This is a genomic window from Myxosarcina sp. GI1 (assembly GCF_000756305.1).
GTDB lineage: Bacteria > Cyanobacteriota > Cyanobacteriia > Cyanobacteriales > Xenococcaceae > Myxosarcina.
Genome location: NZ_JRFE01000022.1, coordinates 43,436 through 68,646, shown reverse-complemented (window position 1 = coordinate 68,646; position 25,211 = coordinate 43,436). Strand labels below are relative to the sequence as shown.

Annotated in this window: 25 protein-coding genes and 1 riboswitch; of the genes, 13 read left to right on the top strand and 12 right to left on the bottom strand. The window is 41.8% G+C overall.

Annotated features, from left to right (window positions below; genetic code table 11):
• Positions 1–20 precede the first annotated feature (20 nt).
• The 3 genes from psaA (at position 21) to KV40_RS15705 (ending at position 5,249) form a co-directional block, all read left to right on the top strand.
• On the top strand, positions 21–2,285 hold the full coding sequence (gene psaA, locus KV40_RS15715) for a photosystem I core protein PsaA (RefSeq protein ID WP_036483400.1): 2,265 nt from the start codon (positions 21–23) through the stop codon (positions 2,283–2,285).
• A 271-nt stretch (positions 2,286–2,556) separates the two neighbouring features.
• On the top strand, positions 2,557–4,764 hold the full coding sequence (gene psaB, locus KV40_RS15710; protein ID WP_036483397.1) for a photosystem I core protein PsaB: 2,208 nt from the start codon (positions 2,557–2,559) through the stop codon (positions 4,762–4,764).
• Positions 4,765–4,991: 227 nt separating this feature from the next.
• Positions 4,992–5,249: a hypothetical protein gene (locus tag KV40_RS15705; protein ID WP_036483395.1), complete on the top strand. Its 258-nt coding sequence runs from the start codon at positions 4,992–4,994 to the stop codon at positions 5,247–5,249.
• 85 nt (positions 5,250–5,334) lie between these two features.
• Here the strand turns inward: KV40_RS15705 and KV40_RS34980 are convergent, their stop codons facing one another.
• Positions 5,335–5,448 (bottom strand): AIM24 family protein, encoded by a 114-nt coding sequence (locus KV40_RS34980; RefSeq protein ID WP_216595624.1) that lies wholly within the window; start codon positions 5,446–5,448, stop codon positions 5,335–5,337.
• A 17-nt stretch (positions 5,449–5,465) separates the two neighbouring features.
• Positions 5,466–5,630: a hypothetical protein gene (locus KV40_RS34975; RefSeq protein ID WP_156114050.1), complete on the bottom strand. Its 165-nt coding sequence runs from the start codon at positions 5,628–5,630 to the stop codon at positions 5,466–5,468.
• Positions 5,631–5,783: 153 nt separating this feature from the next.
• Between KV40_RS34975 and KV40_RS15700 the strand changes: the two genes are divergently transcribed.
• The gene (locus KV40_RS15700) at positions 5,784–6,077 is read left to right on the top strand and encodes a hypothetical protein (protein WP_036483392.1); all 294 of its coding nucleotides are present in this window, start codon (positions 5,784–5,786) and stop codon (positions 6,075–6,077) included.
• A 207-nt stretch (positions 6,078–6,284) separates the two neighbouring features.
• On the opposite strand, the gene KV40_RS15695 is transcribed toward KV40_RS15700, so the two are convergent.
• On the bottom strand, positions 6,285–7,823 hold the full coding sequence (locus KV40_RS15695; RefSeq protein ID WP_052055679.1) for a trehalase family glycosidase: 1,539 nt from the start codon (positions 7,821–7,823) through the stop codon (positions 6,285–6,287).
• Positions 7,824–7,872: 49 nt separating this feature from the next.
• The gene (gene hpnA / locus KV40_RS15690; protein WP_036483389.1) at positions 7,873–8,850 is read right to left on the bottom strand and encodes a hopanoid-associated sugar epimerase; all 978 of its coding nucleotides are present in this window, start codon (positions 8,848–8,850) and stop codon (positions 7,873–7,875) included.
• Positions 8,851–9,195: 345 nt separating this feature from the next.
• On the opposite strand from hpnA, the gene KV40_RS32210 reads away from it, so the two are divergent.
• From KV40_RS32210 to KV40_RS15675, 3 genes are all read left to right on the top strand, one after another.
• The gene (locus KV40_RS32210) at positions 9,196–9,537 is read left to right on the top strand and encodes a hypothetical protein (RefSeq protein ID WP_052055678.1); all 342 of its coding nucleotides are present in this window, start codon (positions 9,196–9,198) and stop codon (positions 9,535–9,537) included.
• 132 nt (positions 9,538–9,669) lie between these two features.
• Positions 9,670–9,882: a hypothetical protein gene (locus KV40_RS15680; protein WP_036483385.1), complete on the top strand. Its 213-nt coding sequence runs from the start codon at positions 9,670–9,672 to the stop codon at positions 9,880–9,882.
• 53 nt (positions 9,883–9,935) lie between these two features.
• The gene (locus KV40_RS15675; protein WP_036483382.1) at positions 9,936–10,343 is read left to right on the top strand and encodes a thioesterase family protein; all 408 of its coding nucleotides are present in this window, start codon (positions 9,936–9,938) and stop codon (positions 10,341–10,343) included.
• Between the two features lie 70 nt (positions 10,344–10,413).
• On the opposite strand, the gene KV40_RS15670 is transcribed toward KV40_RS15675, so the two are convergent.
• The 8 genes from KV40_RS15670 to KV40_RS15635 form a co-directional block, all read right to left on the bottom strand.
• Positions 10,414–10,830: a DUF202 domain-containing protein gene (locus KV40_RS15670; RefSeq protein ID WP_052055704.1), complete on the bottom strand. Its 417-nt coding sequence runs from the start codon at positions 10,828–10,830 to the stop codon at positions 10,414–10,416.
• A gap of 248 nt (positions 10,831–11,078) precedes the next feature.
• The gene (locus tag KV40_RS15665) at positions 11,079–11,447 is read right to left on the bottom strand and encodes a hypothetical protein (RefSeq protein WP_036483377.1); all 369 of its coding nucleotides are present in this window, start codon (positions 11,445–11,447) and stop codon (positions 11,079–11,081) included.
• Positions 11,448–11,507: 60 nt separating this feature from the next.
• On the bottom strand, positions 11,508–12,536 hold the full coding sequence (locus tag KV40_RS15660; protein ID WP_036483375.1) for a sulfate/molybdate ABC transporter ATP-binding protein: 1,029 nt from the start codon (positions 12,534–12,536) through the stop codon (positions 11,508–11,510).
• An 18-nt stretch (positions 12,537–12,554) separates the two neighbouring features.
• The gene (gene cysW / locus KV40_RS15655) at positions 12,555–13,394 is read right to left on the bottom strand and encodes a sulfate ABC transporter permease subunit CysW (protein WP_036483372.1); all 840 of its coding nucleotides are present in this window, start codon (positions 13,392–13,394) and stop codon (positions 12,555–12,557) included.
• Positions 13,381–14,220: a sulfate ABC transporter permease subunit CysT gene (gene cysT, locus KV40_RS15650; protein ID WP_036483370.1), complete on the bottom strand. Its 840-nt coding sequence runs from the start codon at positions 14,218–14,220 to the stop codon at positions 13,381–13,383. Before cysT ends, cysW begins: the two co-directional genes overlap by 14 nt.
• Positions 14,221–14,272: 52 nt before the next feature.
• A complete protein-coding gene (locus KV40_RS15645) occupies positions 14,273–14,572 on the bottom strand; it encodes an NIL domain-containing protein (RefSeq protein WP_052055677.1) in 300 nt (99 codons plus the stop codon).
• A 35-nt stretch (positions 14,573–14,607) separates the two neighbouring features.
• On the bottom strand, positions 14,608–15,735 hold the full coding sequence (locus KV40_RS15640) for a sulfate ABC transporter substrate-binding protein (protein ID WP_081942872.1): 1,128 nt from the start codon (positions 15,733–15,735) through the stop codon (positions 14,608–14,610).
• Positions 15,736–16,030: 295 nt separating this feature from the next.
• Positions 16,031–16,495: an Hsp20/alpha crystallin family protein gene (locus KV40_RS15635; protein WP_036483368.1), complete on the bottom strand. Its 465-nt coding sequence runs from the start codon at positions 16,493–16,495 to the stop codon at positions 16,031–16,033.
• Between the two features lie 394 nt (positions 16,496–16,889).
• Positions 16,890–17,041: riboswitch (cyclic di-AMP (ydaO/yuaA leader) on the top strand.
• A gap of 88 nt (positions 17,042–17,129) precedes the next feature.
• Between KV40_RS15635 and ntrB the strand changes: the two genes are divergently transcribed.
• The 6 genes from ntrB to KV40_RS15605 all read left to right on the top strand — a co-directional run bounded on the left by ntrB (position 17,130) and on the right by KV40_RS15605 (position 24,917).
• Positions 17,130–17,963 carry a nitrate ABC transporter permease gene (gene ntrB, locus KV40_RS15630; protein ID WP_036483367.1) on the top strand — a complete coding sequence of 278 codons (834 nt, stop codon included), beginning with the start codon at positions 17,130–17,132 and terminating at the stop codon, positions 17,961–17,963.
• A 39-nt stretch (positions 17,964–18,002) separates the two neighbouring features.
• Positions 18,003–19,397 (top strand): CmpA/NrtA family ABC transporter substrate-binding protein, encoded by a 1,395-nt coding sequence (locus KV40_RS15625; protein ID WP_036483366.1) that lies wholly within the window; start codon positions 18,003–18,005, stop codon positions 19,395–19,397.
• 102 nt (positions 19,398–19,499) lie between these two features.
• Complete coding sequence (locus KV40_RS15620; protein ID WP_036483364.1) at positions 19,500–20,324, top strand: ABC transporter ATP-binding protein; 825 nt, start codon at positions 19,500–19,502, stop codon at positions 20,322–20,324.
• A gap of 123 nt (positions 20,325–20,447) precedes the next feature.
• Entirely contained in the window at positions 20,448–21,053 is a 606-nt protein-coding gene (locus KV40_RS15615; RefSeq protein WP_036483363.1) for an exopolysaccharide biosynthesis protein, read from the top strand.
• 50 nt (positions 21,054–21,103) lie between these two features.
• Entirely contained in the window at positions 21,104–23,914 is a 2,811-nt protein-coding gene (locus tag KV40_RS15610) for a cation-translocating P-type ATPase (protein WP_036483360.1), read from the top strand.
• 46 nt (positions 23,915–23,960) lie between these two features.
• Positions 23,961–24,917, top strand: a complete 957-nt coding sequence (locus KV40_RS15605) for a DUF362 domain-containing protein (RefSeq protein ID WP_036483357.1) — start codon at positions 23,961–23,963, stop codon at positions 24,915–24,917.
• The last annotated feature ends 294 nt before the right edge of the window (positions 24,918–25,211 follow it).

Here is a 25,211-nt window from a genome sequence, read left to right as displayed (position 1 = left end):
GCCCTAAGAGGAGAATCCTCATGACAATTAGTCCTCAACAAAAAGGAGAGGAAAAAGTCAAGGTAACGGTTGATGTCGATCCTACTCCTACTTCATTTGAGAAGTGGGGTAAACCAGGTCATTTTGACCGCACTCTGTCGAGAGGTCCCAAAACTACAACTTGGATTTGGAATCTCCACGCAGATGCTCACGATTTTGACAGTCATACCAGTGACCTCGAAGATATATCTCGCAAAATTTTTAGCGCGCATTTCGGTCATCTAGCCGTAGTTTTCGTTTGGTTGAGTGGCATGTATTTTCATGGAGCTCGCTTTTCCAACTATGAAGCTTGGTTAACCGACCCTACCAACATCAAACCTAGCGCGCAGGTAGTCTGGCCCATTGTCGGTCAAGATATTCTCAACGCCGATGTCGGCGGTGGTTTTCACGGTATTCAAATTACCTCGGGTTTCTTCTATCTTTGGAGAGCCTCTGGTTTTACAGATAGCTTCCAACTATACTGCACTGCAATCGGCGGTTTAGTCATGGCTGGCTTGATGATTTTTGCTGGTTGGTTCCACTACCACAAAAGAGCTCCAAAATTGGAATGGTTCCAGAATGTAGAGTCAATGCTCAATCACCATTTAGCTGGTTTGTTGGGTTTAGGCTCTTTAGGCTGGGCTGGTCACCAAATTCACGTATCTTTGCCAATTAACAAACTCTTAGATGCGGGAGTTGCACCTAGTGACATTCCTTTACCCCATGAATTTATTTTAGACCCCAGTAAAATGGCAGAGCTATATCCTAGTTTTGCTGAAGGAATTAGACCTTTCTTTACTTTAAATTGGGGAGTATATTCCGACTTCCTAACCTTTAAAGGCGGCTTGAATCCTGTTACTGGAGGTTTGTGGTTGTCCGATACGGCACACCATCACTTAGCAATTGCCGTACTGTTTATTATTGCTGGACATATGTACCGCACCAATTGGGGTATCGGTCATAGCATCAAGGAAATTTTAAACAATCATAAAGGCGACCCTTTACTATTTGGAGGTAACGGTCACCAAGGGCTGTATGAAGTTTTAACTACTTCCTGGCATGCTCAGTTAGCGATTAACCTGGCTTTGCTTGGTTCTTTAACTATCATCGTGGCGCAACATATGTACGCCATGCCTCCTTATCCCTACATGGCTGTTGACTACGCCACTCAAATATCCTTATTCACTCATCATATGTGGATTGGCGGATTTTTGATTGTCGGTGCGGGAGCGCACGGTGCAATCTTTATGGTGCGTGATTACGATCCCGCTAAAAACGTTAATAACGTTCTCGATCGGGTCATTCGCGTTCGCGACGCAATCATTTCTCACCTTAATTGGGTTTGTATTTTCCTTGGTTTCCACAGCTTTGGTTTATACATTCACAATGACACTATGAGAGCTTTGGGTCGTCCCCAAGATATGTTCTCAGATACTGCAATTCAACTACAGCCCATTTTTGCTCAGTGGGTACAAAATCTCCATACTTTAGCTCCTGGTAATACTGCTCCTACAGCGTTAGAACCAGCAAGTTATGCTTTTGGCGGTGATGTTATTGCAGTAGGTGGTAAAGTAGCTATGATGCCCATTACTTTGGGAACGGCGGACTTTATGGTTCATCACATCCATGCCTTTACCATTCACGTAACCGTATTAATTCTACTTAAAGGCGTACTTTACGCTCGTAGCTCTCGTTTAATCCCCGATAAAATGAATCTCGGTTTCCGCTTCCCTTGTGACGGTCCGGGTCGTGGCGGTACTTGCCAAGTATCTGCTTGGGATCACGTTTTTCTAGGTCTATTCTGGATGTACAATTCCCTTTCCATCGTGATTTTCCACTTTAGCTGGAAGATGCAGTCCGATGTCTGGGGAACGGTGGCACCAGATGGTAGCGTATCGCACATTACATATGGTAATTTCGCCCAAAGTGCTATCTGTATTAACGGCTGGTTACGCGATTTCTTATGGGCGCAAGCTTCTCAAGTAATTAATTCATACGGTACGGCTCTGTCTGCTTATGGCATCATGTTCCTAGCAGGTCACTTTGTCTTTGCCTTTAGCTTAATGTTCCTCTTTAGCGGTCGTGGTTATTGGCAAGAACTTATCGAATCAATTGTTTGGGCTCATAATAAACTTAAAGTAGCACCAGCTATTCAGCCCCGCGCTTTGAGTATTACTCAAGGTCGCGCTGTAGGAGTCGCTCACTATTTATTGGGTGGCATCGTAACTACCTGGGCATTCTTCTTAGCTAGGACTCTTTCGTTTTAGAGTTTCAATCGTGTTTATCAATCTAGCAAGATGGTTAGAGCTTATAGCAAGGGCTATCTATCTTGCCAGATTGGTAACTCAACTATCTAAAGCGGGTTACACCCGATAAATAGCTAAAATGCGGTTGAGATAGTAGTTTTAAATAGCTTCGATTCTCACCGTTTAAGATAAAATTTACGACCTATAATTTTTAAGGTTGTTATAACCGAAAATGAGCAGTTAGCAGCATCAGTCTCATTTTTCATAAATCAGGAGAATTCCACTCATACCTATGGCAACTAAATTCCCGAAATTTAGCCAGGATCTCGCACAAGACCCGACTACCCGTCGTCTCTGGTACGGAATTGCCACAGCTCACGACTTTGAGCTTCACGACGGTATGACCGAAGAAAATCTCTATCAAAAGATTTTTGCCTCTCACTTCGGTCATATTGCAATTATTTTCTTGTGGACGTCCGGAACTCTGTTTCACGTTGCTTGGCAAGGCAACTTCGAACAGTGGATTACAGATCCTTTGAATATTCGTCCGATCGCCCATGCGATTTGGGATCCTCAATTTGGTGATGCAGCAGTTGATGCTTTTACCCAAGCAGGTGCTTCATATCCGGTAAACATTGCTTATTCTGGGGTTTACCACTGGTTTTACACCATTGGCATGACCAACAACCAAGATTTATATCAAGGAGCGATTTTCTTATTAATCCTCTCTTCTTTATTTCTTTTTGCTGGTTGGTTACATTTGCAACCCAAGTTTCGTCCAAGTCTGGCTTGGTTTAAAAACGCCGAGTCTCGCCTCAATCACCACTTAGCTGGTTTGTTTGGGGTTAGCGCTTTAGCTTGGACGGGTCACCTAGTTCACGTAGCTATCCCCGAATCTCGCGGACAGCACGTAGGTTGGGATAATTTCTTATCTACTCCTCCCCATCCAGCAGGCTTGGGTCCATTCTTTAGTCTTAACTGGGGCGTTTACGCTCAGAACCCCGATACTGCTAACCATGTATTTGGGACTTCCGAGGGAGCAGGAACGGCAATTTTGACTTTCTTGGGTGGTTTCCATCCTCAAACCGAATCTCTGTGGCTTACAGATATGGCGCATCACCATTTGGCGATCGCGGTTATCTTTATTATTGCTGGGCATATGTACCGTACCAACTTTGGTATCGGTCATAGCATCAAAGAGATTCTCAATACTCACCGTCCTCCCGAAGGTACACCTGGTGATTTAGGTGCGGGTCATAAAGGTCTTTACGACACGATTAATAACTCCCTACACTTCCAGTTAGCTTTGGCACTAGCTAGTTTGGGTACTATTACTTCGTTAGTCGCGCAGCATATGTACTCGCTACCGCCCTATGCTTTTATCGCTAGAGACTACACTACTCAAGCTGCTTTATATACCCACCACCAATATATTGCTGGCTTTATTATGGTTGGTGCGTTTGCTCACGGCGCAATCTTTTTAGTTAGAGATTACGATCCCGAAGCGAACAAAAACAACGTTTTGGCAAGAGCATTAGACCACAAAGAAGCGATCATCTCTCACTTAAGTTGGGTATCTCTCTTCCTTGGTTTCCACACCTTGGGTCTATACGTACACAACGATGTAGTAGTCGCTTTTGGCACTCCAGAAAAGCAAATCCTCATTGAGCCAGTGTTTGCTCAATGGATTCAAGCTTCCCATGGTAAAGCTTTATACGGATTTGATACTTTACTCTCCAATCCAGATAGTCTGGCTCAGACTGGAGCGGCTTGGTTACCTGGGTGGTTACAAGCAATCAATAGCGGTACTAACTCCCTATTCCTCACCATCGGACCTGGCGACTTCCTAGTACACCATGCGATCGCTCTAGGTTTGCATACCACAGTCTTAATCTTGGTTAAAGGTGCTTTAGATGCCCGCGGTTCCAAATTAATGCCCGACAAGAAAGACTTTGGTTTTGCTTTCCCCTGTGATGGACCTGGTCGTGGTGGTACTTGCGATATCTCTGCTTGGGATTCGTTTTACCTTGCTATGTTCTGGATGCTCAACCTCTTAGGTTGGTTGACTTTCTACTGGCACTGGAAACATCTCGGTATCTGGCAGGGTAACGTAGCTACGTTTAATGAAAACTCCACCTATCTCATGGGTTGGTTCCGCGATTATCTCTGGGCGAACTCCGCACAGTTAATCAACGGCTATAATCCCTATGGTGTTAACAACCTGTCTGTTTGGGCTTGGATGTTCCTATTCGGACATCTGGTCTGGGCAACTGGTTTCATGTTCCTTATCTCTTGGCGTGGTTACTGGCAAGAGCTAATCGAAACCCTAGTTTGGGCGCACGAGCGTACTCCTCTAGCTAACCTGGTTCGCTGGAAAGATAAGCCCGTTGCTATGTCCATCGTTCAAGGTCGCGTAGTTGGTCTAGCTCACTTTACAATCGGTTACGTACTGACTTATGCCGCCTTCCTGATTGCTTCGACTGCTGGTAAGTTTGGTTAACCGTAGCCAAAAGTATCATTTAGTCAAGTAAACAAAATCCTTTACCTTCGGGTAGAGGATTTTTTATTATCAAAAAGATAATCTTCTTTTTTATTATTGTTAAATACAATTGATGGGTATTTAATTGATGTCTACTCTGTAAAAAATAACTAAATCGATCGCGCTATAATTGTCGCAATTATTTTTTGTAAAAAAAAAATTATTCAATAGCCAAATCTAGAACGATAATGTTTAAATATTTAATTAATTTGCTAGCTACTGCCACGAGTTTGGTAACGCTGTTACTGATAGCTACCTCAGCAACTGCTTTACCTCAAAAGGTAGAGTTTCCAAAAGCTCTTGTTGATTCTCAATTGCAACGGGTTAGTTTAAATGTTATTAGTCCCGAACTAAAAACAGCTACAGAATCATATACTTCTTTTTCTCACTTTGGTTGTACCTGTGCTGTTTGTACTCAAGCGATAAAGCCACAGTTCAATTTGTAAAATTTAATATTGACTGAGGAAGAAGAGCGAGGGAAGATGTTTTTTCTCTTCTTCTTTCCTGGAGCATGGTAATGTTACCTGAAGCTTATCGCTCGCTCATAGCACTCATCGCTCCAGCTTCAGCGATTAATTCTTCTCTAGTATTTGATTTTACACGGGCGATCGCGCTATCGGACTGTCGTAATAATTCAATTTCCATTCTAAATTCGTCTTCTATTAGAATGAATTAGCATGTTTGAGCATTTTAGGAGTTAAAAAACTTAAGAACCCTTTGATGCTACGAGATTGCAAATAAATCTCACCCTCACCAGATAAACGATTGATAAAGTCTTCTCTAGAAGCCATCGAACTCAGCAAACCACCCGATAAACCAATACCCATTTCGATATAAAACCAACACGATAAGATTCGTAATTACCGCTATTTCCTTTTTTTTGCTTCTTGCATCTAGCAATAAAACGATCGCGCCAGAAAAACTTTTTCTATAATTAAGATAAATAGATTACAAATCTCAAGTTAGGGAAATATTTAGTTTTGCCCAAAGAATCGAAGTTTGGGAAATGTCCATTTTGTAAGCGAGATGTCAATCTAACCTTTCATCATCTAATTCCCAAAAAGATGCACCGTAGAGAATACTTTAAAAAGAAATATAGCAAAGAATGCTTGAACGAGGGTATAGATATTTGTAGATTATGTCATAACGGTATCCACGATCTATACGATGAAATGAGGCTGGCAAAAGAATTTAACTCAGTTGACATACTCAAACAAGACAAATCCTTGCAAAAACACTTTAGTTGGGTTGGCAAGCAAAAAGTAAGAGCGTAGTTTATAGTGGTATTTTCATTAATTAATGATGGGTAATATTTCTCCCAATTCCCCAGTCAGACGCAGCCTGCCCAAACCCCTCAGTTTAAAGATGACGGACTAATAGGGTAATTTAGGACTGGAGCAAATTTGAGAGAGTTTGCAATTGGCTTTTACACTACCAAGTTAGCTTTTTGCTATTTTCTTCATTTTCAAAATTGCGGTCGCTTAATACTCAGGCGATTGCCTGTTAATTTGAGATCCCCCAAAATCAAAAATATCTAACAACTCTAAAATTACCCCATTAGTCCAGCCAAAACCAATTTCGTTGGAGCTATAGCCGAACTTAATTTCGTCAGAAACATTAGCAGAAGCAGCGCAGACATCGTATTTTTCTACTAAAGTTCCATTTTTGTCAAATTCTTCGAAAGTCATTTCTAAGAACTTACGGGCAATACGTTTGGCATCGTCATGAAAACCATAGTTTAATAATCCTTGGATGGCAATTAAATTTAACGGTGCCCAACCAAAAGGTGCGTCCCATTGATTGCCGCTGACCTGCGTACTAGTGAGTATCCCTCCTGCAACTTCAAATTTAGCTAAATTTTGCCAGACGCGCTTGGCTTGTTCGGGAGATGCCAGACCAGCCCATAAGGGATAAAAGGTCGTAGCATATTCATATTTTCTACGCTTGCCAGTGTGAAAATTGTAGTCAAAATACAGTCCCGCTTCTTCATCCCACAAGAAACGATCTATGCGTTCGTGTCGTAACTTAGCACGATCGCGCCACTGGCTGGCAATTTCTGAATAGCCTAAGTTTTCGTAGACTTTAGCCGTATCTGCTTCCATTTGACACAGCAAGACATTGAGGCAGACGGGGGCATAGTGAATAATATCGACGCTAAAAGGACCAAAACGATTGGTAATATCAAAACCCGATTCGCGCATCGAGCGATCGCCCTTGTAAAATAATTCGGTTAGTTCATCGGTGTCGCGGTCGTAGTAAAGATTGACATCGTAATCGTCAAAATCAACCTGTTGGTAATATTCTTTGACGCGATCGAAATGAGTTCTGCCCCGTTCGTCTAGTTCCGAGGCAATTACTTCTGGTGCGGGACCATAACCAAAACTAGAATAATGAGATAGTCCAGTTGCTTGATTGAGGTGTGGCGGAACGACCCAATAGTAATAATAAGCCTCGACAGTCGGTAAGAGCGATTGCAGCCATTGTTTATCTTGAGTGTGTTCGTAAAGCTTGAGTACCGCGTGAGTAAGTATGGGAGGTTGCGATCGCGTCAAAAAATAAGTACGGTTGGCATTGAGAATCATGCCAAAATGCTCGACTTCATAAGCTAACTGCTCGACCATATTTTTCGCGAGTTCTATTTCGTCGTCCTGTAACAAGCCGAGAATAATAAAATAGCTATCCCAACCGTACATCTCGTTAAAACGTCCCCCAGGAACTACATAAGGATGGGGCAGATAGAGCAAACCGTGTTCTTTAATTAATTCGATTTCTGTAGGTAGAACCCTTAGTTCTAACTGTTGCCATTCTTCAGCAGGCAGCATTTTTTGTAGAGAGGCTTTTATACTATCTAGATCTTCTTGCGGGGAAACATAAACCAACCAGGGCTTATTAGGGTTATGTTCGATCTTGGGATCTCGTGCTGCTACCAACAGGTCTTTCTGCGAGCGAGTCAGGGTTTTCCAAGTTTGTTTGATATAAGCTCTAACTCTTTCTATCTGTGAAGGGTCGAGAAATTCCATTAATTATCTACCTACTACCAAAAGTTATTTACTATTTTCAACGATTTTTTTACTTTTGGTAGCGATGAAACCAATTTACTGCATCGGCTAAAGCGCGATCGATTGAAGATTGCGGTAAACTTAAATGGCTGACGGCTTTAGCAGCATCGTAAAACATCTTTTGACGAGACATTCGCACCCCATCTAAAGCCAAAGAAGGTTTTTTGCCCAAAGGTGCGAGAACTTTTTCATCTAGCCACGCTGCCGTATATGGTATCTGGAAGAGAATTTTTCTTTTGGGTGCGGGTAAACCCGTTATTGCCTCTAATTTAGCTAGTAGCTGCTGGAAGGTTAAATTTTGATTGCCCAAAATATAGCGATCGCCCGTTTTTCCTTTTTCTAACGCCAGTAAATGTCCCCAGGCAACATCTCTAACATCGATTAAATTTAAACCCGTATCTACATAAAAAGGCATCTGACGACGCAGAAAACGTAAAATAATTTCTCCTGTAGGGGTGGGTTTGATATCTAAAGCACCGATGGGGGTACTAGGGTTGACAATAACTATATCTTGTCCCAACTTAACGGCTTTATCTGCCTCGCGTTCGGCATAGTATTTAGATTTTTTGTAATCTCCTACTAGCTTATCGACCGCGCTTTGATAGGTTTCGTCTACAGGTTTGCCGTTTCCTCCTACCCCAATTGCCGCCACCGAACTAGTATGGACAGTACGCTCTATTTTAGCTTGCCGTGCGGCTGCTAAGACGTTACGAGTTCCCAATACGTTATTGTGATATAAAGAGTTGCGATCGCGCTGCCAGAGAGAATATTGTGCCGCAACGTGAAATAATACCCGACATCCCCGCATCTTTTGTGCCAAGTCGCGATCGTTCAAATCTCCTTTGACAATTTCTATATCTAACGAAGCGAGATTGTCCAGACAACTGTTAGCACGAACTAGAGCTTTAACTTCATAACCTCGTTCTAACAACAGCCTGACTAAATTGGCTCCCACAAAACCAGTTCCACCCGTAACGAAAGCTCGCATAAATTTGCCTTTAAAAATTGCTCTAAACTGTCTTTAAATTACCATTTTTGTCTCTTTTCAAATTACTTAAGTAGGTAGGCGAAATAATTTATAAAACTCGAACGTTAAATTTTATCCCTAATCCCCAATACCCAATCCCTAATCCCAAAATAAACTATCTTATATTTAATTACACCCACTTACTTATAGCTTTTGCTGCTGATTTTTGAAAAAGTGACTTAAGGTAAGATTAAATTACAATTTTTAGCACCACAATATGAAGTGAATATTGTATTAACATACAATACATATCAACCAATCTTTGGCTACAATTTTTAACCGTAAAAAAAGTGCAGGATCGACTATATGCTCAGGCTATCTACTAAATTATCTGTCTTGGCGATTGTTGTAACAATTTTATTACTGTTCTATTTTCAATCATTTAAAAAACCTGCTCTACCCGAAACAACAAGTACTTACTCTCTTAAGCAAGAAACTGTTGCGACTGCTACCGCTCCGCCAAAACTCGTATCTGCCATTTTAGGAGGTAAACAGGTTTATGTTTTATATGTTACTCAAGCTGACGATACTGTCTTGGTGCGCTGTTACCCTACCTATGAACCAACAATAACAGTCAGAGCGATGGGAAATAATTCCGATACCAACACCCAAAAAGAAGGAGTCATGACTTGCCGTTCTTCTTCATAACAGCAATGCTGTAAGAGGAAGCGAATCGAAGAAAATAACATTTGGGCTAATTCGTTTATGTTTAATAAGCTTTTATGCGTAGTAATGCGTTAAGGTATATCGAGATTTAGTAAATATCCTTAGCTCGACAACATGGATAGTAAAGAATTAGCACAGTATATCGAAGCTACCGATGGCATATCTAAACCCTGGCTATTGGTGCAGTTAAGGCTTAAGAAATTACAAGAGCGAAAAGACGAGCTAGATAAAAACGAATATTTTCAACAATTACAAGATATCCAGCAAGATTTACTAAATTTGGGTGAATGGTGGAAAGGTAGAGAAGAAGAAGTGTTTCGTCCTTAGTTAAATATTACTTGAGATACAGTTAACCAGAGGTGATCGCTTTCATCAAATAAATGACCTTTACTCATTCTCGAATGGTTTACCTATCAGATACAGATGCGGCAGGAGTAGTTTATTTCGCTACTGGATTGCAGATGTGTCACGAGGCTTATGAAGCATCTTTAGATTCAGTGGGAATTAGCCTGCAACAGTTTTTAGCTGAAGGAAAAATAGCTATACCCATCGTTCATGCCGCGATAGATTTTTTGCGTCCTTTACACTGCGGTGATAAGTTACAGATTAATTTGATAACCACTCGTCTGAAAGATAGTGAATTTGCGATCGCCTATCAAATAGTTTCTGTATCCGAACCAAATAAAGTATTAGTAAAAGCTAATACCAGACACGTTTGTATCGATCCTCAAGCTAGAACCAGAATCGAACTTCCCGATGCGATCGCCCAATGGCTCGATAAGATATAATTTGCAATTATTGAGAAAATCTTGATTGCGGTTATGGTTTTACAATATCCGAAAATAGCCTAATAATTTGCTATTCAAAAGTAAGAGTGTTAATTGGATTGAGAGGTAAGGTAAAAACATAATAAATAATACCTGCTCCTAACAACATCATAATAATACTAAACACTAACACCCTACGAATTGGCGGTTCGTATGAACTGTTATCTATGTCTCGACAGACAGCAAAGTAATGATAACTTGAAAACAACACGGTTAGTAATCCTACAATTGCAAAGATCGTTCCTAGCTTCCAGGTATTTCCAGGAGATGTAGTTATAGGGGGTCTAAAAAACCGTAGACGTACGATTACAACCCCAAAACCCATTAAAGAGATTGCCGTACGCATCCATGCTAGATAGGTACGCTCATTTGCTAGATGATCTCTAACGCGTGAAGAACTTGTAAGATTGAGTGTTTTTAAGTGTTCTCGACGTTTTTCTGTTTTAATAGATCGATTTGGTAACAAGGAAGGAAAAAAATTATCACTAGAAAATGTTTTTGCTTGATGGTAAGTCCTTTAAGCTATTAAACCTATGTATGGGAAAATGTAGCCAAAAAACTTATTCTTTATCTAACTAAAGATTTTGAATCAATAGAACAGTGGATAAACGAGTACGGTTATCTTAATAAGGCTATAGCTAACTGGCAATAAAAAATTAATTTATCTCAATTTTCACTGCATCTCATATCGGCTTATTAGACTGAAGATTTTTGCGCTTTATTATCTGCAAAGCTAGACATAAAGTTTTCAATTACTGTCACTCTAAAAGGTGTTGAAACATTATATGCGAGTATTCCTGCAATTATTGTAAATAATAGTAGCAAACAGTGATTAATAAAAACTTCAACTGGATTAAAATTACCTTTAACTCCAGCGCGAGCGTAAAATTCTTTATCGTCGTATAAAAATTTATTAACGCGATTGCCGAGGTTTTTCTCAGCTGATTTTTTAGATGGGCGTGAGACTACTAAACTGTTTTGAAGGCGATTCCAGCCAAATTTTTGTGAATTGTATTTGGCTTTATTTTCTTTGAGCAGGTTTATAGGAGTCGATATGGTAGACATGGTAATTTCTCAATGTGTTGGTTGTTTGTATTAAAGCGAATAAGCGTTTCGGTAAGTGCTTTAAGCGGCTATGGGAGATAGAGCAGTATCAGCAAAAGATCTGACATTTTGAGGTTTGACAAACACTCGTTGGGACGGTTGCAGATTCAATTGGGCAAACTTTTCACGGCTTAAATGTGCGACTACTGTTAGGTTATCTGGCAAAATCAGTTCTACCTGAACTTCCCAACCTAAACGGACTATACGTTTGACTATTGCTTGTGTAGTATTGCTATTAGCTGTTGTTAAAATTTCAACCTCATGAGGACGTATAAATACATCAGACTGTAAGGGATTGTGGCTGTGATGACGGAATAAATCTGCCGAACTGGGTAAAACGTTGACTTCGCCAACAAAACTCATTACAAACGGCGTAGCGGGGCGATCGTAAATCTCCGCAGGAGTGCCTACCTGTTCGATCTTGCCTTGGTTCATTACCACGATTTCATCAGCTACTTCCATCGCCTCTTCTTGGTCGTGAGTAACAAAAATACTGGTAACGTGGACTTCATCGTGTAGTCTACGCAGCCAGGCGCGGAGGTCTTTGCGGACTTTGGCATCTAATGCCCCAAAAGGTTCGTCTAGTAATAAAACCTGGGGTTGTGTAGCCAGAGCGCGAGCCAGTGCCACTCGTTGTCGTTGACCGCCAGAAAGTTGAGCGGGATAGCGATCGCCCAAACCCCGTAGCTGAATCAATTCTAATAATTCTTCAACTCTGTGTTTAATGCGCTGTCGGGGATGTTTGCGAATTGCCAGACCAAAGGCAATATTTTGGCGAATTGTCAGATGTTTGAATAAAGCATAGTGCTGAAAAACAAAGCCGATGTTGCGTCTTTGTACGTCAAGATTGGTAGCATCTCGACCATTAATTACAACTTGCCCCCTGTCTGGTAACTCTAAACCAGCGATAACTCGCAACAGCGTCGATTTTCCAGATCCTGAAGGTCCGAGTAATGCCACTATCGAATCCTCTTTTACTTCTAAAGTTACTCGCTCTAGAGCTTGAAAGTCACCAAATTGTTTGGAAACGCCTTTTACAAAAATACTCATCTGTGTTGTACCTCTTGTTTATTTGTTACCTATGTGTGTACGTCGTTCTAAAATTTCTTTAAAAATCAGCGTGATTACCGCTAGTAAAGCTAAAATCGCTGCCGCGCCGAAGGCAGCTTGAACCTGATAGTTTTTGTATGCCTGCTCGACAAAAATCGGTAGGGTTTGAGTCCGTCCGACAATACTGCCAGAAACCACCGAAACCGCTCCAAATTCGCCCATTGCTCTGGCATTGGTTAACAAAATGCCGTAGAGTAAGCCCCAACGAATGTTAGGTAGGGTTACTCGCCAAAAGACCTGCCAGTCATTCGCTCCTAAAGTTCTTCCCGCTTCTTCTTCCTCCGAGCCAATTGCCTCCAAGACTGGAATGACTTCTCTGGCGACAAAAGGTAAGGTGACAAACATGGTTGCTAAAATCATTCCTGGCGAGGCAAAAATAACTTTAAAATTTATGCTATCGAGCCAGCCACCAAACCAACCATTGCGTCCGTAAAGCAGAACTAGCATCAAACCAGCGACTACAGGGGAGATTGAAAAAGGCAGGTCGATAATGCTTAGAAGTAAAGTGCGTCCCCGAAAGCGATCGCGAGCAATGACCCAAGCCGCACACAGTCCGAAAATCGTATTTAGGGGTACGGCGATCGCTGCCATAATTAAGGTTAGCCTGGTTGCGTGCCAAAATTCTCTACTGTTAATTGCGTCAAAAAATGGTTCTAATCCTAAATGAAAAGCTTGGTAAAATACTGCGATCGCAGGAATAAACAACACTAGCAACAGGTAAATTAGGACAATGGTGATTAGTACTAGAGGAACGGCAAATTTGGGTTGGGATTGAGAACTGTTTTTACTCAACGGCATAACGACGACTCCACTGTTGTAAACCGTTGATTAGTAGCAATATTCCCAGGGATACCAGTAACAGCACCGTACCAATTACGGTCGCACCTGCATAGTCATATTGTTCTAGCTGTTGGAAAATTAGAACTGGAGCGATTAAATCTTTAAACGGAACGCTAGAGGAGATAATTACTACCGAACCATATTCCCCAACCGCTCTGGAAAAACCTAATGCTATTCCCGTTAAAATTGGCGGTATTAAGGGGGGAAATAACACGCGCCAAAATGTTTGTAGTTGGTTGGCACCAAGCGATCGCGAGGCTTCTTCTACTTCTTTTTCCATTTCTTGCATTACTGGCTGGAGGGTTCGCACGACAAAGGGTAGAGAAATAAAAATCATTGCTACGAATACGCCCAGGCGAGTAAAGGCAATTTTGATGCCAAGAGGAGCAAAAACTCCACCGATCCAACCCTTTTCGCTATACAAAGTTGCTAACACTACCCCCGCGACTGAAGTTGGCAGGGCAAAGGGTAAATCTACAATCGCATCAACCAATTTTTTACAGGGAAACTCGTAACGCACTAATACCCAGGCAACCAAAGTTCCCATCAAACCGTTAACCAAAGCAGCAAGCAAGGCGGTAATAAAGGTAACGTTGTAAGCGGAAAGAGCAATTTTACTGGTAGCAATTTGACGAAATTCACCTACGCCAACGCTTAAGGCACTGCTGAATAAAGCCGCGATAGGTAAGATTAAAAACAGAATTAAATAAAATCCCGTTATGGTTTTGGGTAAAGAAATTGAAGTCAATTTCGAGCGTAAAATTGGTAGTGGATAATTAGTCATGGCCTAGCGATCGTATACGTAAGTTAAGAGATATTAATAGTTGCGTTATTTACTACCAGCCATCGAGTTCCGAGGCTTCATTCCAAAACCGCACGTTCATTTCTGAAAGGTAAATTAAGCCACTATCGATTTGAGATTGAGTCCCATAAAGTTGGAGATCGAACCAACCGTCTCCATTAGCATTAGCATCTAGCAAAGCCGCAGCAATATTAACCTTTAAGCCATGTTGGTAAAAGAGATTAGCAATTACAGGTTCTCGATGGTATCGTTCGGGAACTTGGATCTTGATGCGAGTTTGCGTTAGTCTATTGCTATCTATTTCGCTTTTGGTTTGAGTAAGAAGTTTTTGCATTGTTAAAAGACTCCTAAGAAGTAAATTAGTAGTTCTTATTTCGCTGTGAGAGCTTTTTCCTGAATTTTGTCGAAAATTGCTTTATCGGCAAAGAATTTAGTTTGCACTTTGTCCCATCCGCCCATACTTTCGATAGTAAATAGCTTGTCGATTTTAGGGTATTGACTGGCAAACTCTGCTGCTACACTTTGGTCTACTGGACGAAAACCGACACGAGCAAATTCTCGCTGTGCTTCGGGTGTGTATAAGAAATTAACAAAGGCTTCTGCTACCTCACGAGTATTGTGTTTGTCTACATTGGCATCAACTACCGCAACTGGACTGTCAATAGAAATGTTGTAGTCGGTGGGAATAAAGTAGGGTAGTGTATCTCCCTGCTGTTTTGCCAACAGTACCTCGTTTTCATAGTTGATTAAGGCATTTCCCTGTCCCTGTTTGTAAAATACCTCTGTTGCCTCGCGAGCATCTTTAGGCAGTACGGGTACATTGAGATAAACTTTTTCAACAAAATCTTCCGCCTGTTGCTCGGTGCCACCAGCTTCAGTGACAGAACCCCATAAAGCTAAAAAGTTCCACCGCGCACCTCCAGATGTTTTAGGGTTAGCAGTAATGGCGTGAATATTATTATTAGCCAAATCCGACCATTTACTTATTTTTACGCTATCATCGCGAGTCACAACTGCCGCTACCGACTTGTGAACGATGGAGTCATTGGGCAACTCTTGTTCCCAACCTGGTTTGATTAATCCCGCTTGCTCAATTTTTTTGGTGTCTAGTGCCAGTGCCAATGCAACTACATCGGCTTCTAGTCCATCAACTACGGCGCGAGTTTGCGAACCAGAACCGCCATAGCTTTGGTCGAAAGTGACGGTTTGTCCAGTTTTTTCTTTCCACTGTTCGGCAAATTCGGGAATGATTTTTTCGTAGGCACTTTGAGTAACTGCATAAGATACCAAAGTTAAATTTACCGACTCGCTAGCCTCAGCATCATTGCTATCTGCTGGCGAACAAGCGGTACTGGTGAAACCAATTAACACTCCTGTCAGCGACAAACCTATAAATCTTTGTGGCGATTGGCGATGCCAGTGCGCAGAGCGCGATAAGTCCGAAGGGCATCCGCTTCGCGATCGCAGGTGGTGTTTGATATATCGGCTCCAAATCATGACAAGTTCCTCAACCTTTAGTTAAATCGAATTGTACCGCATAAATTCTAAAATGCAAACAAAAATGTTTTTAAAAACATTTTTAATACAAACAAGATTGGATCTTTTTTATATAATGCTTGCCATACAAGGGTTTTCTGCTTTTAGTTTGGTTATTATTGCGAAAGCTAATTGAGCCAAGATTAAATAGCGCGTAAATTTTTGACAGCAAAAAACCCAGTCACGCTTTTGGTAACTGGGCTTAATTATTAATCTATGTGACTAGAAGTGTGAACCTTTAGCTTTGAAGCACCAATTATGCAGTTTGGTTTTTAGCTTCACCAAGATTAATTTTCACTACCTTATTTTTTTCTGCTTCCGATTTAGGTAGAGTCAGATTGAGAATACCGTCTTTGTATTCGGCAGTAACATTGGTGTTTTGAATTTTTACGGGTAGAGGAATTACTCTAGAGAATTTGCCGTAACGAAATTCACTTCTGGTTTTACCACTGTCTTCAGATTTAGTTTCTGATTTGCGTTCGCCAGAAATCGCTACGCGATCTGCCATAACCTGAATATCTAGATCTTTAGCTTCCATGCCAGGAACTTCGAGTTTGAGATGCAAAGCATCATTTTTTTCGGTAATTTCGGCAGCAGGAACTCTAGACAAATTATTAAAGTCACTCCAAGATTCGGGAGTTAAAGCATCGTCGAATAAACGATTTAGTTGACGTTGTAAAGAGTTCATTTCTTGCCAGGGATTGTATCTTGTTAAAGCCATAATTAAAGTTTTCTCCGATTGCTATTTGCTTAACTTAGTTGGTTTATTTGTTTCTTTAATTATTATGTTAATTAGTAAGTTGAATATTCTTAAGTGTGGCTTGTATCCCATACATAGTAGTGCTTTCTGCCCGAACCAATAACAGCTTATTTAAGTAGAGTAAACTGCACTTCTATCGGTTCGGTTGAGTTTTTATTACCCGATCGACATTACGAACAATGAACAGTGAACAGTGAACAGTGTTTAGCGGTCCGTTGATAATTGCTCATTGCTCATTGAAAAGTTGTTCATTCGACTAACGACTAACAACACCAATTTTCGGTACGTACTGCGTAAAGTCAGTATCTAATATCTATCTAATTATATATATGCAAATTAAAAAAAGAACTTATATTTTTCTATTAAGCCTAGTCTCTACTAGCTAACTCAATTTAGCGACTAGAGAGCGGGGGAACCAAATCTGGGGCGTATCTCTAAGGAAAAAGCAGAGAAGGACAACTCTCAGTCCTAGCCCGTCAGCTAACCTCGTCGGCGTTGAGAGGAAACTGAAGGAATTTTTTAATTTATCCTCATCAGTCTTCCCGAATCATACTGTTCATTCGTGTGAATTCCTGAAACATGGGGGTTATTTATCATGAATTTGTCTATTCTTGCCGTTGCTGGGCAGATAGCCTGGAAGCGAATTAAGCCCGTAGTCATTCGTGACACTGTTTTATTACCTGCGGCGGGTTTTTTAGGTTTGATACTTGTTTGGTGGGCGATCGCGCTAGTACGCCACGAACTAATGCCCACACCCCCAGAAGCTCTAATCGAAAATTTAGACTATATTTTTCATCCCTTTTATCGTCGGGGACCTGGAGATTTAGGATTGGGTTGGCTATTGCTAGCAAGTTTGAGAAGGGTTACTATTGGCTTTTTAATCGGGGCGGCAGTAGCCATTCCCGTAGGATTTTTAATTGGAATGTCGCGATCGGCGATGCTGGCAATTAACCCCTTGATTCAAGTTCTCAAGCCCGTATCCCCTCTAGCGTGGTTGCCAATCGCTCTGGCTATTTTCAATCTTGCCAATCCTTCGGCAATTTTTGTAATTTTTATAACTTCTCTGTGGTCTACGATTATTAATACTGCGATGGGCGTAGCCAGCGTACCAAAAGACTATCAAGATGTGGCGCGAATGCTGGAAATGCCCACTTGGAAAAAGATCGTGAAAATTATTTTACCTGCCAGCTTGCCCTATATTTTTACTGGCTTGCGAATTAGTTTGGGGGTTGCCTGGTTAGTCATCGTAGCAGTAGAGATGTTGACTGGCGGTATCGGTATTGGCTTTTTTGTCTGGGATGAATGGAGTCGCCTCAATCTCAGTTCGGTATTTTTGGCTGTATTTGTTATCGGTTTGACGGGTTTGATCCTCGACTACCTCTTGAGTTTGTTGGAAACATGGATAACCCATCGTCCCGCTCGTTCTTAGTTGCCAAGTCTATTTAGCTAAGCTGGAGAATTTTTATAAATGAATAAGCTAACTCGAAGAGCCTTACTACAAGGCTTGGGGGCGAGTGCGTCAGCGATCGCCTTTGCTTCTTGTACTAATAGCAGTCGCACTACCTCAAAGTTAACCAAACCTGCCCTAGCAGTCGAACCAGTTGTAAATCCCAAAAGTTTAGAAAAACCCAATCTAACTATTGGCTATGTTCCCGTTAATGACTGTGCGCCCTTTGCCGTTGCCTGGGAAAAAGGTTTATTTCACAAGTATGGTTTAAATGTCACTCTCAGCCGCGAGGCTAGTTGGGCTAACTCTCGCGATGGGGTAATTTTTGGTCGCCTCGATGCTTCACCTGTAGTTTCTGGGGCGGTGATGAACGCTAGAGCAGGAGCCGAAGGAGCGCGTAAAGCACCCTTATGTGCGGCTATGACGATTCACCGTCACGGTAACGCTATGACACTGAGTAAAGAACTTTGGGATGCTGGTGTTCGACCCTGGCAAGATTATCGAGGAGATTTAGAACAGTTCGGACGCGATCTAGACGGTTACTTTGGCAAGGCTCCTCCAGAAAAAAGAGCTTGGGCAGTAGTGCTAAGTTCGGCAATTTATGAATATTTTACGCGCTATTTAATTGCTGCTACAGGTTTAGATCCCGTCGAGGAGTTTCGCATTTTAATCACGCCGCCACCCCAAATGGTTAGCAATATGCGTATCGGTGCGATGCAGGGCTATATGGTGGCAGAACCATGGAATACACGGGCAATTTCTGGTAATGAAGGCATTGGGTTTACTTTCGCTCAGGGTCGTGAAATCTGGAAAGGACATCCCGATCGCGTTTTGGCAGTAATGGAATCGTTTATTGACGAAAATCCCAAAACCTATCGTTCTTTAGTCAAAGCATTAATTGAAGCCTGTCAATATTGCAGCAAACCAGAAAATCGCCCAGAAGTAGCCGAAATTATTTCTGGACGTTCTTTTACAGGTGCCGAACCTAAAATAACTAGTGCTGGTATTGTGGGCAATTACAACTATGGCGGTTTTGACGACAAGCAGCGAATTGTAAAGAGCCTGGAAACTACCCTGTTTTTCGATCTTCCTAGCGATGTTTCCACTATTCCCAACGATCATTCGACTTTTTTATGGCAGTCGCAAAACTTATGGCTACTTACCCAAGCAGTACGCTGGCAACAGGTAGAAAGATTTCCCAAAAATGCCGACGAAATTGCCCGTAAAGCTTGGCGTACCGATCTGTATCGAGAAATTGCTGCCGAAATGGGCATCGAATGCCCGACAGAAAATCATAAAGTCGAATCAGCAGAGGCATTTATTGATAATAAAGCCTTCAATCCTAGCGATCCCGTTGGCTATCTCAACAGCTTTAAGATTCGCGCTAATGCACCGCGCTCATTTTTTATGTCTTGAGACGAGGCAATAGGCAATAGTAAATAGGATTCATCGAGCGCACAGTGTGTAGCGACTATAGCCTACAGCTTTAATTATTTTACTAAAACAGGAGCCTTTACAATGTACGATTATAATACTGCGACAACACATTATACGAGAGAGCGCGATCGAGAAGAATTTTTAGTAATTGAAAATTTAGTCAAAGCTTTTCCTACTCCCGATGGCGGACGGGTAGTAATTCTCGATGGCATCAACCTAACTATTGGTGCGGAGGAGTATATTTCAGTTATCGGTCACTCTGGTTGCGGTAAATCGACTTTATTGCGAATTGTTGCTGGTTTAGACAAAGCAACTTCGGGATTAGTAACTTTAGAAGGTAAAGAAATTCGTAAGCCTGGTGCCGATCGCATGATGGTCTTTCAGAACTATGCACTGTTACCCTGGCTGACGGTTAGAGAAAATATTCGCTTAGCAGTAGATGAAGTTCTCGATGGGGCATCTCGCGCTGAAAAAGCTGGTCTGATTGACGAGCATCTAGCAATGGTTAATTTAACCCAGGCTGCCGATCGCTATCCCGATGAAATATCGGGAGGAATGAAACAACGAGTGGGAATTGCTCGCGCTTTAATTACTCGTCCGAAAATGCTGCTTATGGACGAACCTTTTGGTGCTTTAGACGCTCTTACTAAAAGAAAGCTACAGAAGCAGGTACTAGAAATTTGGGAAGGACATCGACAAGCGGCAATGATGATTACTCACGATGTTGACGAGGCGATTTATATGTCCGATCGCATCATTTTAATGACTAATGGACCAGAAGCCAAAATTGGGGAAATTTTAAACGTGCCTTTTCCTCATCCACGCGATCGCCACGCAATTTATGAATCAGAAGAATATCATAAATTGCGCGATCGCGCCTTAGATTTTTTGGAACAATACCAATAATTAAATCATCAAGACTCTGTTGCAGTTGTCTTGTGAGAGATTCAGTTTACGATGCAGGCGATCGCCTGCATCGTATTTCAGTTAAATTTGCCAACAATTTACAGTTGTTAAGAATGTCACTAAATGTCTCTTAAATTTTCACGAGAAATTGAACTATTACTTATAAAATTAGCTGCTAAACCAATAACTCTCGGCGAGATGCTCGAAGAAACTGCCGAACGAGGATTTAGTTTGATTATTAGTTTATTAGCATTACCCTTTTTATTTCCGATGCCTCCTGGTTTGTCTAGCGTAATGGGTACTGGATGCTTGGTGTTGGGAGGACAAATGGCGCTAGGTAGCAAATCGCCTTGGCTGCCGCAACGAGTAGCTAAATTTAAATTCCCTCGTAGCCTTTGCCAGAAATTATTACAAAATGTTCGTCGCCTTACTCTTAGATTAGAGATAATTTTATGTCCGCGTTGGAAACGAGTAGCCACTAATATTTATGTCTGGAAAAGCAACGGCTTTTGTATCGCTTGGCTATCAATCTTACTAATGTTGCCAATTCCTTTTACCAATCCTTTGCCAGCCTCGACAATTTTGCTGTTGGCAATAGCTACTTTGGAAGCCGATGGCTTAGTAATGTGTATCGGTTATTTTTTTACTATAGTCAACACTGTATTTTTTTTCTTTATCGGCTATGCCTTTTGGCAAGCACCTAATTTATTACCCAACTTTTTTAGATGACTGATGACTTTTGCTTTAGCCCAACTTAATTTAATAAACAAAATAAATTTATGAATTTTCCTACTACTTCTAAGTCAAAAACAATACTTCAAACTAGCGAACCTTGGCAAGCAACCGATAGCGAACGAGCTATCGAATTACTACAAAGCGATCGCAAGAGAGGTTTGAATAGCGATGAAGTAAAAAGCAGACAGCACTACTTTGGCGTAAATGAACTAAAAGAAACTGGCGGACGCAGTGCCTTAAGCATTTTGTGGGATCAGTTTACCAACATCATGTTGCTGATGCTAATTGCGGTAGCGATAGTATCGGCAATTTTAGATCTACGTCAGGGCAACTTTCCTAAAGATGCCGTGGCGATCTCTGCCATCGTTATTTTAAACGGAATTTTGGGCTATCTCCAGGAAAGTCGGGCAGAACAAGCTTTAGCCGCACTCAAGCGTCTTTCTTCTCCCCAAGTACGAGTAATTCGCAACGGCAACACTCAGGAAGTCGATGCTAGAGAACTAGTACCAGGAGACATCATGTTGTTAGAAGCAGGAGTACAAATTGCTGCCGATGGACGCTTATTAGAAGCGCGAAATTTACAAATTGCCGAATCTACCCTCACGGGTGAAGCTACTGCGGTTGATAAAGATGCTAGTGCTATTTTAGCCGAAGATATTGCTCTAGGCGATCGCATCAACTTAGTGTTTCAGGGAACGGAAGTGATTCGGGGGAGAGCCACAGCAATCGTTACGCGCACGGGTATGGAAACCGAAATCGGTCGTATCGCTGCCATGATTCAAAGCGTAGAAAGCGAACCGACACCCTTGCAGCAAAGAATGACTCAACTAGGCAATGTCTTAGTTAGTGGTTCGATGGCTTTAGTAGCTCTAGTAGTTATTGGTGGGGTGTTGCGAGCGGGATGGCAGTTTTTTGACGAACTGTTAGAAATATCTTTGAGTATGGCTGTAGCAGTCGTGCCCGAAGGACTGCCTGCTGTAGTTACCGTTACTTTGGCAATTGGCACTCAAAAGATGATCCGCCGTCAGGCACTAATACGCAAACTCCCTGCAGTAGAAACCCTCGGTTCGGTAACTACTATCTGTTCTGATAAAACAGGAACTTTAACCCAAAACAAAATGGTAGTGCAGCAAGTATATACGGGTTCTTATAACTTTAGCGTTACGGGTGAAGGTTACGAACCATCAGGAACATTTGACTGTCGAGAAAGCAACAGCATTAAAAGAAAGCCAGAAGTCAACAAATTGTTTCAGGCTTGTGTCTGCTGTAACGATGCTCTACTAAAGCAAACCAAAGATCGTACCAAAAATAATATTGAGTATTCGATTTTGGGCGATCCGACAGAAGGAGCCTTACTCGCACTTGCTGGTAAGGCAGATATTTTCAAAGAAAATTTAGATTCCAAAATGCCCCGTTTGGGAGAGTTTCCCTTTTCCTCCGAACGCAAACGAATGTCGGTAATTGTGGCTAATCCTAACGAAAATGAACTGCCCTACCTGATGTTTGCCAAAGGCTCTCCTGAAATAATTTTGGCAAGATGCAATCGCTGGGAAAACAAAGATACTCCAGAAGCGATCGCCGAACCTCAAAGACAGCAAATTCTTGAAATTAATAACAAATTGGCAAGTAATGGCTTGAGAGTATTGGGTTTTGCTTATAAGCCCCTTGCCGAAGTTCCCCCCGCAGGTACAGAAGCTGAAGCCGAAAACAATTTAATTTGGTTGGGCTTGGTGGGAATGCTCGATGCACCCCGTACCGAAGTCAAAGAAGCCGTTAGACGCTGCAAACAGGCAGGAATTCGTACCGTAATGATTACTGGCGATCATCCCCTTACCGCTATAGCGATCGCCGCTCGCTTAGAGATTGCCAACAATAACGAAAGCTCTCTTACGGGACGGAAACTAGAAGCAATGTCTACGGAAGAACTAGAACGAGTAGTTGAAGAAGTAAATATCTATGCCCGCGTGGCACCAGAACACAAGCTACGCATCGTTAAAGCCTTACAAAAGCGTGGTGAGTTTGTAGCCATGACAGGAGATGGCGTTAATGATGCTCCCGCTCTCAAACAAGCCGATATTGGAGTGGCTATGGGAATTACGGGAACCGATGTCAGTAAAGAAGCCAGCGATATGATTTTACTGGATGATAATTTTGCTACCATCGTGGCTGCTACCGAAGAAGGCAGAGTAGTTTACGATAATATTCGTCGGTTTATTAAATATATCCTCGGTAGCAACATCGGTGAGGTGTTAACTATCGCCGCAGCACCATTACTCGGTTTGGGTGGAGTGCCTCTGTCTCCATTGCAAATTTTGTGGATGAACTTGGTAACAGATGGTTTACCCGCTTTAGCTTTGGCAATGGAACCAGCCGAACCCAACGTGATGCGCCGTCCTCCCTACAGTCCTAGAGAAAGTATTTTCGCTCGCGGCTTGGGTTTATATATGCTGAGAATTGGAATTATTTTTGCCTTATTATCGATTTCGCTAATGGTTTGGTCTTATAGATACGATAGTCTCGATGGCGACCCAGATCGTTGGAAAACAATGGTGTTTACTACCCTATGTCTGGCTCAAATGGGACACGCTATAGCAGTTCGTTCTGATACTAGACTTACTATCGAAATGAATCCTTTTTCTAACCTCTATGTATTGGGTGCGGTAATACTTACTACTGTTTTACAACTACTGCTTATTTATGTCGAACCTCTGCGTAACTTCTTTGATACTCACTTGCTTAGTTCTACAGAATTAGCTATATGCTTCGGTTTTAGTATGCTGATGTTTGTTTGGATAGAATTAGAGAAACTGTTTCAACGCTGGTTCTTGTCCCGTCGTCGCTCTTCTTTTTTGTAAATAAAATTGTTAAAAATGAACTCATAGTAAGATAAAACTCAACATAATGTATAAAGTCAGTCTAATCCGCGCCAGTTCTTACGACTTAACCAAACTGCGATCGCACTTGGAATATTTACTCGCACCCTTGGGGGGAATAAAAGCGATAGTTAGTAAAGGCGATCGTGTCTTACTAAAGCCCAATTTACTTACAGGTAGTCGTCCCACTAAAGAATGTATAACTCGTCCAGAGTTAGTTTACTGTATCGCTCAACTGGTAAAGGATGCAGGGGGTAAACCATTTTTAGGTGACAGTCCCGCTTTTGGTAGTGCCAAAGGTGTAGCTAAAGCCAATGGTTACTTACCCTTGTGTCAGGAATTAGATCTGCCAATTGTGGAATTTAAAGGCAAACGTTACCAGACGGAAAGCGAAAACTTCAATCATCTGCGACTTTCTAAAGAAGCAATGGATGCAGACGTGGTAATTAATTTACCTAAAGTCAAATCCCATATGCAGCTTACGATGACTATGGGGGTTAAAAATCTCTTTGGCTGCGTTCCTGGAAAAATGAAAGCCTGGTGGCACATGGAAGCAGGTAAAGATGCCGATCGCTTTGGTGAAATGCTGGTAGAAACGGCGAGAGCGATCGCCCCCGATTTAACTATTATTGACGGTATTATCGGACATGAGGGTAATGGTCCTAGCGGTGGCGAACCGAGAAATTTAGGCATTCTTGGCGCATCTACCGATGTTTTTGCTTTAGATCGTGCCTTTATCGACATTCTCAACGTCGAACCGCAATTAGTACCAACTCTAGCCGCGCAGTTTAGATTGGGGTTGTGTGAAGATTTAGCTGAGATTGAATTTCCTTACTGTAAACCCCAGGAACTACAGGTAACAAACTGGAAGTTGCCCGATGCGATAATGCCTATTGACTTTGGTTTGCCTCGCGTGATGCGATCGACCTTCAAGCACTTTTATATTCGCTTCGTGCGCGAACCGATTAAAGCTTATACCAGATGAGTTTGATAGATACAAACAATAGGCAACAGGCAAGAGATATTTGGTAAGTTTGTTATAAGTTCAAATTCATACCTCATTTATTTAAGAACCGTTATAAAAGCCTTTGGTTAATTTTGTTACAAACAAACTAGTCAATGTTTTGTAATCTAAAGTCTCCCTCCGATTGCTTATTTGAACCGCCCTGTGAGGCGGTTTTTTATTTACCGAACTTTAACCGCTTCGAGGTATCTATTTAACATCTCCTGGACTGCTCGCGGAGTAATCAGCGCGATCGCCTGTTTCTATACCGTTAAT

Coding starts and splice junctions, on each gene's coding strand:
- psaB (WP_036483397.1), top strand. CDS start 2,557: ATGGCAACTAAATTCCCGAAATTTAGCCAGGATCTCGCACAAGACCCG.
- KV40_RS15620 (WP_036483364.1), top strand. CDS start 19,500: ATGTACGATTATAATACTGCGACAACACATTATACGAGAGAGCGCGAT.
- psaA (WP_036483400.1), top strand. CDS start 21: ATGACAATTAGTCCTCAACAAAAAGGAGAGGAAAAAGTCAAGGTAACG.
- hpnA (WP_036483389.1), bottom strand. CDS start 8,850: ATGCGAGCTTTCGTTACGGGTGGAACTGGTTTTGTGGGAGCCAATTTA.
- KV40_RS15625 (WP_036483366.1), top strand. CDS start 18,003: ATGAATAAGCTAACTCGAAGAGCCTTACTACAAGGCTTGGGGGCGAGT.
- KV40_RS15695 (WP_052055679.1), bottom strand. CDS start 7,823: ATGGAATTTCTCGACCCTTCACAGATAGAAAGAGTTAGAGCTTATATC.
- KV40_RS15615 (WP_036483363.1), top strand. CDS start 20,448: ATGTCTCTTAAATTTTCACGAGAAATTGAACTATTACTTATAAAATTA.
- KV40_RS15640 (WP_081942872.1), bottom strand. CDS start 15,735: ATGATTTGGAGCCGATATATCAAACACCACCTGCGATCGCGAAGCGGA.
- KV40_RS15705 (WP_036483395.1), top strand. CDS start 4,992: ATGTTTAAATATTTAATTAATTTGCTAGCTACTGCCACGAGTTTGGTA.
- KV40_RS15610 (WP_036483360.1), top strand. CDS start 21,104: ATGAATTTTCCTACTACTTCTAAGTCAAAAACAATACTTCAAACTAGC.
- KV40_RS34980 (WP_216595624.1), bottom strand. CDS start 5,448: ATGGAAATTGAATTATTACGACAGTCCGATAGCGCGATCGCCCGTGTA.
- KV40_RS32210 (WP_052055678.1), top strand. CDS start 9,196: ATGCTCAGGCTATCTACTAAATTATCTGTCTTGGCGATTGTTGTAACA.
- KV40_RS15605 (WP_036483357.1), top strand. CDS start 23,961: ATGTATAAAGTCAGTCTAATCCGCGCCAGTTCTTACGACTTAACCAAA.
- ntrB (WP_036483367.1), top strand. CDS start 17,130: ATGAATTTGTCTATTCTTGCCGTTGCTGGGCAGATAGCCTGGAAGCGA.
- KV40_RS15665 (WP_036483377.1), bottom strand. CDS start 11,447: ATGTCTACCATATCGACTCCTATAAACCTGCTCAAAGAAAATAAAGCC.
- cysT (WP_036483370.1), bottom strand. CDS start 14,220: ATGACTAATTATCCACTACCAATTTTACGCTCGAAATTGACTTCAATT.
- KV40_RS15660 (WP_036483375.1), bottom strand. CDS start 12,536: ATGAGTATTTTTGTAAAAGGCGTTTCCAAACAATTTGGTGACTTTCAA.
- KV40_RS15680 (WP_036483385.1), top strand. CDS start 9,670: ATGGATAGTAAAGAATTAGCACAGTATATCGAAGCTACCGATGGCATA.
- KV40_RS15635 (WP_036483368.1), bottom strand. CDS start 16,495: ATGGCTTTAACAAGATACAATCCCTGGCAAGAAATGAACTCTTTACAA.
- KV40_RS15675 (WP_036483382.1), top strand. CDS start 9,936: ATGACCTTTACTCATTCTCGAATGGTTTACCTATCAGATACAGATGCG.
- KV40_RS34975 (WP_156114050.1), bottom strand. CDS start 5,630: ATGGGTATTGGTTTATCGGGTGGTTTGCTGAGTTCGATGGCTTCTAGA.
- KV40_RS15645 (WP_052055677.1), bottom strand. CDS start 14,572: ATGCAAAAACTTCTTACTCAAACCAAAAGCGAAATAGATAGCAATAGA.
- cysW (WP_036483372.1), bottom strand. CDS start 13,394: ATGCCGTTGAGTAAAAACAGTTCTCAATCCCAACCCAAATTTGCCGTT.